This window comes from Acinetobacter rudis (genome assembly GCF_031157835.1).
Lineage (GTDB): Bacteria > Pseudomonadota > Gammaproteobacteria > Pseudomonadales > Moraxellaceae > Acinetobacter > Acinetobacter rudis_A.
In genome coordinates this window covers 162,210-177,647 of the sequence record NZ_JAVIDR010000002.1, presented here as the reverse complement: position 1 = coordinate 177,647, position 15,438 = coordinate 162,210, and the positions used below count along the sequence as shown (strand labels likewise).

The window sequence follows — 15,438 nt, the reverse complement described above, 5'->3', positions numbered from 1 at the left end:
ATTATTATTTTATTTTTTTTGTTATAAAACAGTAGTATATGCTTATTTTTTGCTGTGTTTTTCTTCTTATTATTTTGGCAAATATATTAATTTATAAATTTAACTCATTAATATGGTGGTATATTAAACAACTCTTGGGGTTTTTATTGGTATTGGGAGAGCAGCAAAAGTAAAAACCCTGAGCGAGTCAGGGAGATTGATTTGAATTAAAAAATAGAGATGATCAAACAGGATTCCCTTAATGATTTACTGCGGCAAATTGCTCAGGGTTATATCGTTCACCTGTATGCGGAAACTGTTGAATAATTTTATCAATATTGAGCAAATCATCTGTAGTTAAACTAAGCTGAATTGCTTCAGCATTTTCAGTTAGTCGATCAATATGTCGTGTCCCTGGGATTGGGATAATATCTTTGCCCTGCGCTAATATCCACGCTAAAGCAAGCTGAGCAGCAGTGACATTTTTACTGACAGCAAAATCACTAAATGCCTGAGCCAAGGATTGATTATTCTGTAAATGATTGCCCTGATAACGGGGTAACTGTCTACGAAAATCATCGGCATCTAGCTGATCTACGGTTAATGTATTGGTGATTAATCCTCTCGATAATGGTGCATATGCGATGAGACTGATGCCTAATTCACGAATGGTCTGTAGATGTGTTTGTTCTACTTCTCGTGTTAACAGTGAATATTCGTGTTGAACTGCGGCAATAGGATGTATCGCATGTGCTTTACGAATTGTATCTGCACTGGCTTCACTCAAACCGAGATATCTCACTTTGCCTTGTTTAACCAAATCAGACATGGCACCAACTGTTTCTTCAATCGGGATATTCGGATCAATACGATGCGCATAATAGAGGTCAATCACATCGGTATTGAGGCGTTTTAAGCTGTTTTCAACTGCGACCTTAATCCATGCTGGAGAAGCATCAATATAACAATCGAGTGAACTGCTGGTATGCTGATTTTCATCTTTAGCTCTAAAACCAAATTTGGTGGCTAAAAATACCTGATCACGTTTATTTTTTAAAACTTGTGCAAGTAACTGTTCATTTTTACCATTGCCATACATATCGGCAGTGTCCCAAAAGTTAATGCCTAAGTCCAAAGCCTTTTCCAAAGTTACTAAGCTCTGTTTATCATTTGATGCGCCATAGGCAAAACTCATTCCCATACAACCCAAACCGAGTGCTGATAATTTTTCACCTGTTTGTCCTAATAATTTATATTTCATTATAGTGCTCTCGTAAAACGATCTAGAGTACAACTATAAAATAACGCTCAGGACTTTGACGTATATGATTCAAAGCGATATTTATAAAATTCAAATCATGTAATGTCAGTTGATCAAGCTTTCACGGTATTTTTTCGGTGAGACACCAACATTTTTTTTAAAGAATTTAGTGAAATATGCTGAATACTCAAAGCCTAAGCTGTAGGCAATTTCTGAAATATTCCAATGAGTATGCTGCAACAAACTAATCGCTTCTTGGGTAATTCTTGAAGCAATATGTGCTGAGGTGGTTTTTCCTGTAGATGCTTTGACCACTTTGTTGAGATGATTAACATGCACCGAGAGGCCATAAGCATAGTCAGTTGCACTTTTCATTTTGAGTTGAAAGTGGGGTGAGTCGATGGGAAACTGCCGCTCTAATAACTCAAAAAATAAATGGGTGATACGCACCGCTGCATTACGCTGTTGCTCAAACTGTTGTGTAGGTCGTATTTTTAAGGCTTGATGTAACAGTAGATGTAAATAGTTTCTGAACACATCATATTTATAGACATAATCAGAATCTTTTTCTAGCATCATTTTTTCAAAAATAAATGTTATTTCATCAAGCTGCTGTTGATCTAAAAAATATAAAGGATCGCCATTCACTTTAAAAAGAGGGGATTTTTTTAAGATAACCTGGCGAGATTCTTGACGTATAAATTCTTCGGTAAATAAGCAAAACCAACCGGCCTGTTGAGGTGAATCCATTTCCCAGGCATAGGGAACGATTGGGTTTGAAAATAATAATGCAGGTCGATCAATCCTAATCCAACGGTTTGCATAATGCAGCTGCCCAGTACCAATAATCAATGAAATTTTATAATAGTCACGTCGGCTATACGGTGTTAGAAATGAACAAGCATCACGTTGGAAAACATTAAAATGGTCAAACAAGTGAGCTGAAGTAGGATCAGCAGTATTTTTAGTTAAAGCAAAGCGTTGATAAAAGTCATGTATGGTTTCCATAGCTCGCCTATACTGATTTATATTGACTTATATTTAGTTATTACGATAAATCTCAAACATTCTCTCTGCTGTGCTGCACTCATTATGGTTACAGCAGCATTTTAAAGTTTAAAAAAAATCCAAAACCACACCGTTGTAATCAAGTTATCTTTTATAGTAATAAAAATTTTGGTCAGGTTATTAAGATACAACATATGAAAGCGTGACTGCCCAATGAATTAAATATTAAGCCAGTATAATTGGGCAATAATCAGTAAGTTCTACAATAAACTTATCAATTTTTCATTGAATTTTAGTCACAAGCTTTTTATTATTGCTCGCCCAAAGTCTATGTTACTTGGAATCAAGTCTTGAATAATTTCCTCACAGATCATCTTATCCATCGTGATGAAGCCTTTATGCTGATTCATAAACCTGCTGGTCTATTGACTGTGCCTGGGAAAACACCAGATTTACAAGATTGTTTAATCAATCGTTTACTTGAGCATGAAGCGCGGACTTTGTTAATCCATCGTTTAGATCGAGACACTTCAGGGCTTTTGGTTTTTGCACTCAATAAAGAGGCGCAAAAAAGTATTTCCCGTCAATTTCAAGAACGTGAAACTGATAAACAATACCAAGCTTTAGTTGCAGGTCGTTTAAATGGTGAAGGTACGATAGATATTCCAGTGGTTTACGATCCAAGTCGTCCTCCTTTGCATCAAGTCGACCCGAACGAAAAGAAACCAGCATTGACTCAATGGCGTGCTGTAGAACATTTTCAATTAAATGGTGAGCATGTAACTCGAGTTATTTTGACTCCAATTACAGGGCGTTCACATCAACTGCGTGTACATATGCAGTATTTAGGGCATCCAATCATTGGAGATACTTTGTACGCAACTCCTGCACAGCAACAGCTCATGCCAAGATTGTGTTTACACGCACAAGAACTGAGTTTTTATCATCCCACTACGGGACAACGACTTCAATTCCTATGTGAAGTCCCATTTTAAGTTAAAAAAGTCTAAACACTCATCGAATATACTGACTATTCTATGTGCTTTATGTCAAAATACATCGTTGCAAGACACTTAGATTGCTCATTTTGGCTGGATCAATAGATTTTTCAAGTTGGGTTATTTGATTGTCCTTATTTAAAGAATTAAAGGTGGAAAAATTGCATCAATTTGCTATTGGTCAACGTTGGTTATCAGACACGGAAACAGAGCTCGGCTTAGGTGTACTTATTGATGTTGATGAGCGATCGATCAGTATCTTATTCCCTAAAAGTGATGAGACTAGAGTTTACGCACGTAACACTGCACCATTGTCACGAATTGTGTTCAATGTTAATGATGAAATATATGATCAAGAAGGTCATGTTTGGTTAGTCGAATCTCTTGATGATGTTAGAGGTGTCATTCGCTATAACGTAGTTAGAACTAACGAGAGTGGCGAAAAAATCCAAAAAGCGTTGAATGAAACACGCATTGGTGCTCAAATCCAATTGTCAAAGCCGTTAGAGCGTATTTTGGCAAGTCAAATTGATTATAAAGAATGGTATGACTTACGTATTGAGGCATTGCAAATGCAAGCCAATATGCAAAGTAGTCCATTGCGTGGTTTGATTGGATCACGAGTTGGTCTAATTCCACATCAACTTTATATTGCACATGAGGTTGGCAAGCGTTTTGCACCTCGTGTTTTGCTTGCTGATGAGGTTGGTCTAGGGAAAACCATTGAAGCTGGTTTAATTATCCACCAACAATTAAAGACAGGTCGGGCTGAACGTATTTTAGTCTTAGTTCCTGATTCACTTCAGTACCAATGGATGATTGAAATGCGTCGTCGTTTCAATTTGAAGTTCTCAATTTTTGATTTAACACGTACAGCCTCAATCAAAGAGCATGATCCTGAGCTTAATCCATTCCTCACTGAGCAATGTATTATTGCCAGTGTTGACTTAATGATTGACCATGATGATTTACGTGAACAAGCTATTGAAGCGGGTTTTGACGTTTTAGTCGTGGATGAAGCACATCACTTAATGTGGAGTGAAGAAGAAGGGGCAAATGATCGTTATGACTTGGTTGAAGAATTAGCAGAAAAAATTCCAGGTGTATTGCTATTAACAGCGACACCTGAGCAACTTGGTGTAGAGAGTCATTTCGCCCGTTTACGATTACTTGATCCACAGCGCTTTAGTAGTTTAGATGTGTTTCTAGATGAGGAACAACAGTATCAACATACTGCAAAAATTGCAGAAGTTTTGATGTCTGATGAAGCTTTGTCGGCTGAACACTTAGCTACAATTGAACAATTATTAGGTCATGTAATTCAAGATGAACCTGAGCAACGTTACCGTGCGATTCATGAATTATTAGACCGTCATGGTACTGGGCGAATTTTATTCCGTAATACTCGTGAAGCGATTCAGGGCTTCCCAGGCCGTGATTGTCAACCTGTTGCACTTCCTGCACCAGAACAATGGTCTATGGATGGCAAATTACGTGAGCAAATGTGGCCAGAAGAAGCGCAGCTTGATGGGGCTTGGATGGAGTATGATCCACGCGTCACTTGGCTGATGGAAGCACTACGTAAGGACTTAAAACATAAGAAAGTTTTATTGATTGCGCGTAGTGGACCAGTTGTTGAAGCTTTAGAAAATGCTTTGCGTTTGCATGCTGGTATACGTACAGCAATGTTCCATGAGGGTATGAGCCTTCTTGAACGCGACCAAGCTGCGGCATATTTTGCAGAAGACTCTTATGGTGCACAGATATTATTGTGTTCAGAGATTGGTTCAGAAGGACGTAATTTCCAATTTGCTTCTGACTTAATTTTATTTGATTTGCCTGCAAACCCAGATGTGCTTGAGCAACGTATTGGGCGTCTTGATCGTATTGGTCAGGAAAATCGTATTCAAATTCATGTGCCATATCTTATCGGAACTGCACAAGAGCGTATGTTCCGTTGGTATAATGAAGCACTCAACATTTTTAGTAATATTTCTCCTACAGCTCAGACATTACAAGAAAACTTTATTGTTGAGCTAAAAGACTGTCTGTTGGCTGATTTAGGTCAACAATTTGAGGATTTGTTGCAAGCTGTTGTAGTACAACGTGAAGCACTTGAGACAGAATTACAAGAAGGGCGTGATCGTTTACTTGAATACAATTCATGTCGCCCTGTTGTTGCAGACAAGATCGTAACTGCACTTGAAGACTATGATGACAACAGTCATTTACCTATGTTCATGAAGCGATTTATGGCTTCAACCAATATCGATTTTGATGAGCAAAGTAATGGTACAGTAATCATTAAACCTACAGATCAGATGCAAGTTCAAGGTCTTGAAATTGATGAAGAAGGTATGACTGTTACTTTCTACCGTGATCAAGCATTAATTCGTGAAGATGCACAGTATTTAACATTAGAGCATCCATTTACTGAAAGTGTGATTGAAATGATTCAAACACAATCTTTCGGTAGTACCAATGTTGCTTTGTTAAAAACCAATGCCTTGAAACCAGGAACAATGTTAATTGAAGTTTGGTTTAAAGTAGATGTTGTTGCACCGAAGGCGTTAAATTTACCAGAGAGTTTACCTACTCAATTGATTCGTGTACTACTTAGCGAAAATGGGCAAGATCTTTCTGCAAAAATTGATCCAGAAATTATTAAGCCTTATTTACATCATTTAGATGGCAATAGTGGTCGTCAGGTTGTCAAAGCACGACGAGAAATTATTGAGCAGCGTTATGCACAATCACTTGAAATTGCTCGTACAGCTCTACCTGAAATGAAGCAACAAGCAAAAACTTTCTTTGCGAAGAAGTGGCAGTATGAGATTGATCGTTTGAGTTACTTAAAACAATTCAATCCAAGTATTCGCCAAGCTGAGATTCAAGGTTTGGAAAAACTACAGAAAGAAGGTCTTGAGCTACTTGATGGTTTAGCCGTAACTCCAGAAGCAATTCGCGTTATTGTGGTTGTTAAACCATAATTGTTTGTTAGCATTAAAAATGCCTGACTTGATTACAAGTTCAGGCATTTTTAATGTTTAAGTCTAGATTTAACTTAAGCTGTATTAGATTAATTTTGCTTCTTTTAGCTCTAGTTTAATATAAGCATAAAACACTGGTGCGGCGATCAGACCTGTAAAACCAAAGATAGATTCGCAGAGCAACATTGCCAGTAAAACTTCCCAAGATTTTGCATGAATTTTACCACCAATAATTTTAGCATTGATAAAGTATTCAAGTTTGTGAATAAAAATTAAGTAACCCAAAGACATTGCCGCAACAGCCATTGAAATAGTGAGACCAGCAAGTGTAATTAAAGTATTGGTAATTAGATTACCGATGATTGGGATGAGACCAAAAATAAAGGTTAAAATTGTTAGGGTTTTGGCGAAAGGTAAATGTACATCGAAAATAGGTAAAAATGCATGAACATACAGCATAAACAACAAGGTATTAATTGCTGAAATCTTCACTTGTGCAAATACAACGTTTTTAAATGAGATTGATAAATTACGTATACGCTGAATTAATGCATGTTTAAAAACTGGTTGATATGGAGAGTGATGCAAACGGTTGAGTGAGACTAAAATCCCGACAACCATACCAATAATCATGGTGGCGAAATTGTGCATCAGCTCGGTGCCAGTATGCTTTAGCGTAGATATGTTTTCTCTTAATAAGCTAAAAAAAGTGTCTTTTATTTCAGTTAATGTATAGGGAATAAAACTTGGGATATATTGCACAATTTCTAGCTGCAAGCCTTGTAATGCAAGATCCATTTTTTGCCCAATAATTGCTCTATTATGGCCTTGTAAGTCGTGGATGACAAAACTCATCAAGCTACTAATCGCCAAACAGAGAAAAGTAACTACAACAATGCTGAGGATAATGCTAATACTCAGTCGTGCACGTTGCCCATCAATATATTTTTCTAGATAGGTCCCTAAGCTATCAATGATTTCATAAATGACAAAACCTGCAAAAAAGCATGCAAGTAAATGCATAGGTATGAGTAAGATCAAAAAAATTGCCATGAGTAAATAACTGGCAAAAATACTGTACTGATCAACACGAGAAATAGACATTTTGATCCCAGGAAATCTAAATTAAAACATGAGCAAAAAAATTGTTATCACCTACTATACATGTTTATATGTAAAAATCGCTATATTTATAGATGGTTAAAATTAAAAAAACCAATTTGTAATATTACACATTGGTTTATTTAAAACGGTGATAGGATCTATTTTATTTTATAAAATTTTAGATTGGTCGATATGTCGAGCCCCTTCTAAAAGCATGCGGATCATGATCATGGTCTGTTCCGCTACTTCTTTGCGTGTTTGCTGAGGCATATCAATAACTTTTGCCCCCATATTAAAGACTAATTGGGTAATTGCTTTAGCAACAAGGTCAGAACGTGAAAGTTGGCTATGATTGAGTCTTTCAAGTCGGATAAGATCTTCATTCAGTTCTTGTTCAAAATAAATGAGTTGTCTTTCTACGGCTTGTTTATAAGAAGTTGAACCCGTGTAGCCCTCACGTAATAGTAGGCTCAAATTACCTTCATCTTTATCAAGCTGTTGAATAAACACCTCAACAGAACTACGGATAATGCTATTTTGTTTATTTGCTTGAATACGTGCTTGTTGCAATATCTGACGTAGCACTATGCCAGAGCGATCAATCAGTTCAATTGCTAATTCATCAATATCTCTAAAGTGTCGATAAAAACTATTCGGTGCAATGCCTGCTTCACGTGCTACTTCTCTCAAACTTAGTGAAGAAATACTTTTTTGTGGGCCAATTAAGTTGAGCGCTGCCTGAAATAATTCATCTTTAGTAATTGTCGCTTTACGTCCTACAGAACGAGCAACAGTTTTCTCTTGAAGGTTTTTACTATCAAGTTTCGTTACAGGAACAGTGGGTTGCACGGATTTTGGGTTCATATAAGAAGCTAATTTAAACGACTTCACTATTATAGCCATGGATATTCAGCTTGTGAAACGAATAGATACAAAACACTTGTATATATGAATATATATACAAGTGTATAGTAAATCAAATTTTGCTTCGGACCATGAGTTATGCATACATCAATAAGTCAAATAAAGTCTAAAATATCATTGTTAAACAGCGTATTAGATAATGATATGGCAAACTTTTGGTTGCAACGTGTTAATGCTATTTGGTCAGTGGATCAAGCATTGGGTCGTGTTGTTGCAATTGATCAAAGTGTTGCTTCAATGACAAGTCTGAAACTTAAAGTAAATAGACATTTTAAATTCGGTCAAGCAGGTCAGCATCACCCTGTAATAATTGAAATTGCTGGGACTCGTTATGAACGTAGCTATAGTTTGACCCAAGTGGATGCACAACACGTATTGCTGAGTGTCAAAAAAATGACGGGTGGGTTGGTAAGTACATATTTAAATGAAAAGATAAATATTGGTGATGTACTTGAATTTGGTCAACCCTATGGTGATATGTGCCTGACTGGACAAATGAAAAGTTTGTTGTTATTTGCAGCGGGTAGTGGCATTACACCAATGTATAGCTTAATTACACAGTGGCTTATAGATGGTGCATCTTATCCTGTTCAGCTGTTTTATTGGGTAAAAAAACATGAAGATGCGGCATTTAAAAACTACTTAGAACAATTACAACAGCAACATGCAAACTTTAAATTCAATATTTACTATACACAAGAGCAGCCAGCTGACCGACGTTTAAATCAAGAGCAAATACAGCACATCGATCTTCTTGAACAATGTCATGTTTATGCTTGTGGCCCATCAGCATTTGTAAATACTGCTGAGCAGTTATTGAAATCTGCCCAAGTATTTAAAAGTGAAGCATTTAGTCTGAATTCTGATATGAATGCCAGTACTGAAACTGTTCAAGTGATCTTAACCAAGTCTAATACCACCGTAACTATTCCTAAGGGGCAGTCTATTTTGGTGGGATTAGAGCAACAAAATCTTAAACCCACTCATGGTTGTCGGATGGGCATTTGTAATAAATGTGTATGCCAAAAAGTTCAAGGATCGAGTCGAAATTTGGTCAATGGAAGTACCAATCATGAACCACGTAATTCACTGAAAATTTGTGTGAATTCAGCTGAAACTGACCTAATTATTGATCTATAAGCGAGCTTGACTATGAATATGCCAGTAAAAGTACAATACTTTAAAAATCCAAAGAATCGTGAATTAACACAAACTGAACTTGATCAATTAGCTGCTGAATTGGATGCTATTCGTCAGGAGGTGTTGGACGATATTGGGGAGAAAGATGCTAAATATATTAAACGTGTATATGCATCTATTCGTTATAGCAGTATTTTAGGCCGTGCTTGTTTGTTTGCAGGTTGGTTCCCTCCAGCATGGTTACTTGGTACAGGATTACTTGGTTTTGCTAAAATTATGGAGAATATGGAACTTGGCCATAATGTAATGCATGGCCAATATGATTGGATGAACGATCCTCGCTTTAATGGCAATGATTATGAGTGGGATACAGTAGGTACATCCGATAACTGGCGCCAAACGCATAATTTTAAACATCATACTTATACAAATATCAAAGGAATGGATGATGATATCGGATATGGTTTAGTTCGACTTTTCCCAGAACAACGTTGGAAACCAGGTTATTTATTACAACCAATTTATAGCATTCCTTTTTGTTTATTATTTCAATGGGGAGTGGCTATTCAAAATTTAGAAATCGGTAAGCTATTGATTGGTAAGAAAACAAAAAAACAACTTTATCAAGATTGGAAGCCTGTACAGAAAAAGGCAGCACAGCAGATGTTTAAGGACTATGTGTTTTTCCCACTCATTGCTGGGCCTGCTGCTGCACCTGTATTCTTGGGTAACTTAGCTGCAAACGGGATTCGTAATGTTTGGACATTTAGTATCATTTTCTGCGGTCACTTTACTAAAGATGTTGAGGTTTTCCCGAAAACTGTAATGAAAGATGAGAGCCGCGGTCATTGGTATATGCGTCAAATTCGTGGTTCTTCAAACTTGACTGGTTCAGAGGCATTTCATATTTTGACAGGGCACTTGAGTCATCAAATCGAACATCATTTATTTCCAGATATTCCTGCGCGTCGTTATCGTCAAATGGCACCTAAAGTTGAAGCAGTGTGTAAAAAATTTGGTTTAAATTACAACAATGCTAGTTTGTTTAAGCAATATGGACAGGTACTGGGACGTATTGCAAAATATGCTTTTCCATTCAAAAAATAATATGTAACGTGAAGAGGTAAATAAAAAACCCAAGTTTTTTAAACTTGGGTTTTTTGTTTGGCTTTTAAGGCTTATTTAAATTGGATACTACCATTTGCACTAACGGTGATTTTACTTTCACCCGCTTCCATATTTTGTGGAGCTCCTGCATCTGCCTCAGCAAATCGAGCTGATTTTGCAAGCATCATAACGGGTTGTGGATAGCTATTACGTGTATTGATATTTAGGTTAACTAAGTTGTAGCCAGATTTATTCCACGCCTGACTAAGTGTTTGTGCACGTTGCTGAAAGCCTTTTGATGCTTCAACCATTAATTCATTTTCAACTTTGGTACGCTGTGCATCAGAAACATTGAAGTTAATTGATTCTGTTTGGAAATTTTGCTGTAGTTCACTAATCAATTGACTCGTTGCTTTAAAGTCGCTGCTTTCTAAACGAATATTGGCTCGAGAACGCCATTCTTTAAGTTTACGGTTGTCATTATCATAAACAGGGTAGGTATTTTGGCTGTCTGTTTTGATTTTTACTTGAGGATATTTTTTAGCAAGTTGTGTTGCCTGATTCATTAATTGGTTGATTTCATTTGCTAAGACAGCAGGTTGTTTGTTACTTTTTTCAATGAATAATACGGCAAGCATTTCATCATTCACCACATCACGTGAAGCTTCTGCTTGGACTGAGACAATATTATAGTTAATGTCATTATTGCTATTAGCATGAGCGATACTACTGAATGTACCTGCAGCAAGTAGGCTAGTTAAGATAAGCTGACGCATACAATTCCCCAGAAAATAAGTGTGTGGTTTGATTAAGTTAAATGTTAATTACATGGTTTTAGCAATGTTAAGTGCTGAAAAATGATATGCTATGAAAGTATTGTGGTAAGTTTGTAGACAAATGATGTGAATTTGAAAACTTATCCCAATATTTAATATGTATATCAACTGTTTATGTTATACATCTGTGATGCAGATAGAGTAAAGAAAAAACATATTGAATCACTAAGTATGCTGTGTTTTTCTTTTCTTTGTCACATAGTATGATGATAATTCACAATTAAAGCGATATTAGTGTTTTTTCCAATCGTCTAATGTGTGATAACAACGGTCTAGATGTTTCTTTTTTGGGAAAAAGCTGTATTATCGCGCTCCTAGTTTGGATTATCTAAAAACATCACTAAACTAGTTAAAAAAGCACCGAGTCAAAGGACCACAAGTCACCCGACTTATTTCTATCAACCCATATCAGAGATGGTAATTCGATATGAGCGTTACTTCTGTAAATCCTGCCACCAATTGCACTAACGAATATTATTTGACTCGCCAAAGTCAGATGGAATCAAATGTTCGTAGTTATCCACGTAAATTACCGTTAGCGATAGCGAAAGCACAAGGTTGCTGGGTTACCGATGTTGAGGGTACAACGTACCTCGATTGTTTAGCTGGGGCGGGAACATTGGCATTAGGCCATAATCATCCTGCGGTCATCCAAAGTATTCAAGACACAATCGCTAGCGGTTTGCCTTTACACACTTTGGATTTAACAACACCTTTGAAAGATGCCTTTACTGAGGCGTTGTTGTCTTATTTACCGGGCGGTCAAGCAGAATACTGCTTACAGTTCTGTGGCCCATCTGGCGCAGATGCGACAGAGGCTGCAATTAAACTTGCTAAAACCTATACAGGTCGTGGTACCGTGATCAGTTTCTCTGGTGGTTACCACGGTATGACGCATGGCTCTTTAGCAATGACAGGTAATTTGAGTGCTAAAAATGCTGTCAATAACCTGATGCCAGGCGTGCAATTTATGCCGTATCCTCACGAATACCGTTGTCCTTTGGGCCTTGGTGGTGAAGCAGGTGTTGATGCATTAACTTATTATTTTGAACAATTCATTGAAGATGTTGAAAGTGGTGTAACCAAGCCCGCTGCTGTAATACTTGAAGCAATTCAAGGTGAAGGTGGTGTGGTTACTGCTCCAACAAAATGGTTGAAAAAAATCCGCGAAGTAACTGAAAAACATAATATTATGTTGATCTTGGATGAAGTCCAAGCAGGCTTTGCTCGTTCAGGCAAAATGTTTGCTTTTGAACATGCGGGTATTGAACCTGATGTTGTGGTGATGTCTAAAGCTGTAGGTGGTAGTTTACCACTTGCTGTGTTGGGTATTAAACGTAAGTTTGATGCTTGGCAACCAGCAGGACACACAGGAACATTCCGTGGTAACCAATTGGCTATGGGTACTGGGCTTGCGACTTTAGAAACAATTAAAGCACAAGGTCTTGCTCAAAATGCACAAGAACGTGGTGACTTCCTACAAGCTGAATTGAAAAAGCTTGCTGTTGAATTCCCATGTATTGGTCATGTCCGTGGTCGTGGTTTGATGATCGGGGTTGAGATTGTTGATGAGCGTCAGGCGGCAAACCATATTGGTGCTTACCCTGCAGATTCACAATTGGCTGCTGCAATTCAAACCGCTTGCTTTGACAATAAATTACTCCTAGAAAAAGGTGGTCGTAATGGCACAGTAATTCGTTTACTTTGCCCACTGATCATCAATCAAGAAGAGTGTGTTGAAGTAATTGCTCGCTTTAAACAAGCATTAGCACAAGCTCTAGTTGCTGTTCGAGGCGCTTAATATGGTAGATTTTGCACAACATCGTCAGGCGTTGTTATGCAACGATGCTCAGTCTATTGCAGATTATGAGCAAGCTATGACTGCAGCAGTGAAAGCCGTTGCAGACTGGTTGCAAAATGACAAAATGTACACAGGTGGTAGTATTAAGCAATTGCGTGAAGCAATTGCATTTAAACCAAATAAAGAAGGAATGGGAATCCAGCAGTCGCTTGAGCGTATGGTGGAACTTTTCCTAAATAAAAGTTTAAAGGTACATCATCCACATTCTTTGGCACATTTGCATTGTCCTACTATGGTGGCGAGTCAAATTGCTGAAGTATTGATTAATGCAACAAACCAATCAATGGACTCTTGGGATCAAAGCCCTGCAGGTTCATTAATGGAAGTGCAGTTAATTGACTGGTTGCGTCAAAAAGTGGGCTACGGCTCAGGCCAAGCAGGGGTATTTACCTCAGGTGGTACACAGTCAAACCTTATGGGTGTGTTATTGGCTCGTGATGCATGTATTGCTAAACATTGGAAAGATCAAGATGGTCAAGCTTGGTCTACACAGCGTTTAGGTATTCCAGCAGAAGCTTTGCAAAAAGTAAAAGTCATTTGTTCTGAAAATGCACATTTCTCAGTACAAAAGAACATGGCGATGATGGGAATGGGCTTCCAATCAGTTGTGACTGTTCCTACCAATGAATTTGCTCAAATGGATGTAGAAGCTTTGGAAAAAACCATGGCTCATTTACATGCAGAAGGTAAAATCGTTGCGTGTGTTGTTGCTACTGCTGGAACTACAGATGCAGGTGCAATTGATCCGTTAAAACGCGTTCGTGAATTGACAGACCAATACGGCGCTTGGATGCATATTGATGCGGCATGGGGTGGTGCACTGATTTTATCAAACAACTACCGTTCAATGCTTGCAGGTCTTGAGCTTTCAGACTCTGTGACTTTAGACTTCCATAAACATTACTTCCAAAGTATTTCTTGTGGTGCGTTCTTACTTAAAGATGAGGCGAATTATCGCTTTATGCATTATGAGGCTGAGTATCTTAACTCAGCATATGATGAAGAGCATGGTGTTCCAAACTTAGTATCTAAGTCATTACAAACTACACGTCGTTTTGACGCGCTTAAGTTGTGGATGACAGTAGAAGCGCTTGGTGAAGAACTTTATGGTTCGATGATTGATCATGGTGTTGATTTAACACGTGACGTGGCAGATTACATCAAAGCAACTGCAGGCTTAGAGTTGTTGGTTGAACCTCAATTTGCATCTGTGTTGTTCCGAGTAGTACCTGAAAATTATCCTGTTGAATTGCTTGATACTCTAAACCAAAACGTTGCAGATGAGTTATTTGCACGCGGTGAGGCGAATATTGGGGTAACTAAAGTTGGACAGGTACAGTCTCTGAAAATGACGACTTTAAGTCCAGTTGCAACACTTGATAATGTGAAAGCGTTGCTTGATTTGGTTTTAAAAGAAGCAGATCGTATTAAGGGACCAATTCAGTTAGGTCAGTATACACCTGCAATTGATTAATCATTCATGAGCATTGAAGTTACTGCAAAGTGATTTTAACTAAAACTGGACTAAGTCATTAGTCCAGTTTTTTTATTTGTAAGATAGGCTGGAATTAAATTATTGTGATCGTATTTGTGAATTTCACAATAATCACAGTATGTTGGGATGGGGATGATAGTCTGAATTTTTCTGTGTAGAAATAAAGTAATTTTGCTCTTTAATTTTTTTTAAAACAATATAGGACTTTACATGTCCAATAAAGGAAAAAGAAAGCAAATGCTCAGTGACAAATTGAGATAATTGTTCAAGGTTCTTTGCTACAACTTTTAAAATGAAATCAGCATCGCCACTAATGGAAAATGCATCTTGTATATATTCCTCAGTTTCAATGAGCTTTTGAAATTCTTGTTGTGAACTTGCCTCATGTGTGCGCAAATTAATATGGATCATTGCTGTTACCTCCAAACCTAGGGCCTGCTGATGTATACGTGCGGCATAGCCTAAAATGATCCCTTTTTGTTCAAGTAACTGTCTTCTCCTTGAGCATTGTGAAGCGGATAAACCAATGATATCTCCAATCTCCTGATTGGTTAGACGTCCATTTTTTTGTAATGATTGAATGATTTGCCAATCGAACTTATCCATTGCATAAAATCCTTTTATGATACACAAATCTTGTATTTTTATAAAAAATCGTTTTTATTATGCACGAAATATAGTTTAGAGATGAAATATTATTTTTCTATGTCATAAAAATGCTTGAAGGATGAAGCA

The 15,438-nt window shown here is 37.4% G+C and carries 12 protein-coding genes; 6 read left to right on the top strand and 6 right to left on the bottom strand.

The features are described 5' to 3' along the window. Positions 1–238: 238 nt before the first annotated feature. Complete coding sequence (locus RFH42_RS02740; protein WP_308974018.1) at positions 239–1,240, bottom strand: aldo/keto reductase; 1,002 nt, start codon at positions 1,238–1,240, stop codon at positions 239–241. Between the two features lie 105 nt (positions 1,241–1,345). After that, entirely contained in the window at positions 1,346–2,248 is a 903-nt protein-coding gene (locus RFH42_RS02735; protein ID WP_308974017.1) for a helix-turn-helix domain-containing protein, read from the bottom strand. A 398-nt stretch (positions 2,249–2,646) separates the two neighbouring features. On the opposite strand from RFH42_RS02735, the gene RFH42_RS02730 reads away from it, so the two are divergent. Then, positions 2,647–3,243, top strand: coding sequence for an RluA family pseudouridine synthase (locus tag RFH42_RS02730; protein ID WP_308974263.1), 597 nt, complete (start codon positions 2,647–2,649; stop codon positions 3,241–3,243). A gap of 155 nt (positions 3,244–3,398) precedes the next feature. Beyond that, complete coding sequence (gene rapA / locus RFH42_RS02725; protein ID WP_308974016.1) at positions 3,399–6,236, top strand: RNA polymerase-associated protein RapA; 2,838 nt, start codon at positions 3,399–3,401, stop codon at positions 6,234–6,236. 84 nt (positions 6,237–6,320) lie between these two features. Here rapA and RFH42_RS02720 read toward each other — a convergent pair whose 3' ends face one another. Together RFH42_RS02720 and fabR are read right to left on the bottom strand one after the other, a co-directional pair. After that, positions 6,321–7,340 carry an AI-2E family transporter gene (locus tag RFH42_RS02720; protein ID WP_308974015.1) on the bottom strand — a complete coding sequence of 340 codons (1,020 nt, stop codon included), beginning with the start codon at positions 7,338–7,340 and terminating at the stop codon, positions 6,321–6,323. A gap of 168 nt (positions 7,341–7,508) precedes the next feature. Continuing rightward, on the bottom strand, positions 7,509–8,204 hold the full coding sequence (gene fabR, locus RFH42_RS02715; protein WP_308974262.1) for an HTH-type transcriptional repressor FabR: 696 nt from the start codon (positions 8,202–8,204) through the stop codon (positions 7,509–7,511). Positions 8,205–8,342: 138 nt separating this feature from the next. Between fabR and RFH42_RS02710 the strand changes: the two genes are divergently transcribed. Together RFH42_RS02710 and RFH42_RS02705 are read left to right on the top strand one after the other, a co-directional pair. Further along, positions 8,343–9,404, top strand: a complete 1,062-nt coding sequence (locus tag RFH42_RS02710) for a flavin reductase family protein (protein ID WP_308974014.1) — start codon at positions 8,343–8,345, stop codon at positions 9,402–9,404. 12 nt (positions 9,405–9,416) lie between these two features. After that, positions 9,417–10,511, top strand: a complete 1,095-nt coding sequence (locus tag RFH42_RS02705) for a fatty acid desaturase family protein (protein WP_308974013.1) — start codon at positions 9,417–9,419, stop codon at positions 10,509–10,511. 71 nt (positions 10,512–10,582) lie between these two features. Here RFH42_RS02705 and RFH42_RS02700 read toward each other — a convergent pair whose 3' ends face one another. Continuing rightward, complete coding sequence (locus RFH42_RS02700; protein WP_308974012.1) at positions 10,583–11,287, bottom strand: SIMPL domain-containing protein; 705 nt, start codon at positions 11,285–11,287, stop codon at positions 10,583–10,585. Between the two features lie 487 nt (positions 11,288–11,774). Here RFH42_RS02700 and RFH42_RS02695 point away from each other — a divergent pair, with 487 nt between their 5' ends. After that, a complete protein-coding gene (locus RFH42_RS02695; RefSeq protein ID WP_308974011.1) occupies positions 11,775–13,148 on the top strand; it encodes a diaminobutyrate--2-oxoglutarate transaminase in 1,374 nt (457 codons plus the stop codon). A gap of 1 nt (position 13,149) precedes the next feature. After that, entirely contained in the window at positions 13,150–14,682 is a 1,533-nt protein-coding gene (locus RFH42_RS02690; protein ID WP_308974010.1) for a pyridoxal phosphate-dependent decarboxylase family protein, read from the top strand. A gap of 132 nt (positions 14,683–14,814) precedes the next feature. Here RFH42_RS02690 and RFH42_RS02685 read toward each other — a convergent pair whose 3' ends face one another. Then, positions 14,815–15,309: an Lrp/AsnC family transcriptional regulator gene (locus tag RFH42_RS02685; protein ID WP_308974009.1), complete on the bottom strand. Its 495-nt coding sequence runs from the start codon at positions 15,307–15,309 to the stop codon at positions 14,815–14,817. Positions 15,310–15,438 lie beyond the last annotated feature (129 nt).

Excerpts from the sequence above, each read along its gene's own strand:
- RFH42_RS02740 (WP_308974018.1), bottom strand. The coding sequence starts at position 1,240 with ATGAAATATAAATTATTAGGACAAACAGGTGAAAAATTATCAGCACTC.
- RFH42_RS02735 (WP_308974017.1), bottom strand. The coding sequence starts at position 2,248 with ATGGAAACCATACATGACTTTTATCAACGCTTTGCTTTAACTAAAAAT.
- RFH42_RS02730 (WP_308974263.1), top strand. The coding sequence starts at position 2,647 with ATGCTGATTCATAAACCTGCTGGTCTATTGACTGTGCCTGGGAAAACA.
- RFH42_RS02720 (WP_308974015.1), bottom strand. The coding sequence starts at position 7,340 with ATGTCTATTTCTCGTGTTGATCAGTACAGTATTTTTGCCAGTTATTTA.
- fabR (WP_308974262.1), bottom strand. The coding sequence starts at position 8,204 with ATGAACCCAAAATCCGTGCAACCCACTGTTCCTGTAACGAAACTTGAT.
- RFH42_RS02710 (WP_308974014.1), top strand. The coding sequence starts at position 8,343 with ATGCATACATCAATAAGTCAAATAAAGTCTAAAATATCATTGTTAAAC.
- RFH42_RS02705 (WP_308974013.1), top strand. The coding sequence starts at position 9,417 with ATGAATATGCCAGTAAAAGTACAATACTTTAAAAATCCAAAGAATCGT.
- RFH42_RS02700 (WP_308974012.1), bottom strand. The coding sequence starts at position 11,287 with ATGCGTCAGCTTATCTTAACTAGCCTACTTGCTGCAGGTACATTCAGT.
- RFH42_RS02695 (WP_308974011.1), top strand. The coding sequence starts at position 11,775 with ATGAGCGTTACTTCTGTAAATCCTGCCACCAATTGCACTAACGAATAT.
- RFH42_RS02690 (WP_308974010.1), top strand. The coding sequence starts at position 13,150 with ATGGTAGATTTTGCACAACATCGTCAGGCGTTGTTATGCAACGATGCT.
- RFH42_RS02685 (WP_308974009.1), bottom strand. The coding sequence starts at position 15,309 with ATGGATAAGTTCGATTGGCAAATCATTCAATCATTACAAAAAAATGGA.